Annotated in this window: 1 pseudogene; it reads right to left on the bottom strand. The window is 43.5% G+C overall.

What is annotated here, in order from left to right:
- Positions 1-9 precede the first annotated feature (9 nt).
- Positions 10-381 (bottom strand): annotated as a pseudogene (locus R7R24_RS29325) (arginine deiminase family protein); the annotation flags it as partial.
- Between the last annotated feature and the right edge of the window lie 182 nt (positions 382-563).

Here is a 563-nt window from a genome sequence, read left to right as displayed (position 1 = left end):
CTCAGACTAGGCTAAGCCGCCAAGCAAAATAGTCGCGAGGTGTTCGTCGTCCATTTCCAAAAGATATTGGCGTAAATCGCGAGCGAAGGTTGGCCCGTAGCGGAAGTCAGAAATCTGCGTGTTCAACAGCCACTGTTTTGCCTCTGGAACGGCTAGGGTTTCCACCAGTAAATCGTGGAGCAGAAGTACTTCAACATCTTGCTCTCTCAAGGTTCGAGCAAAAGCATCATGCTCTTCACCCGCGGCTTCTACAGCAAGCACGTCATCAAACAATAGCTCATGACAGTTTGACGGCGTGAGGTGGGTGAGGGCGCGCTCTGGGCGGTTTAAAAGTACTCGTCTAAGTTGACCAACTTCTGATCCAACGTACAGCTTACTCATTTTGCATCCTTACAAATTTTCCAGCCATTAGTTATGACAATCTTACGGCAAAGATGCAAATTCGTTAACTTCGTTTAAATGTTGTGATTGGTTATATTTTTAGTGGTTTTTATTTTAGTTGGCATTTTTGTATTTGATTTTTGGTTTTTAATTCCATGTTGCTGGTTTTTAAATGAATGCGT

It is taken from the genome of Vibrio sp. 704 (assembly GCF_033339295.1).
Note: the sequence above shows the minus strand (reverse complement) of the source record. Positions and strands in the feature narration are given on the sequence as shown.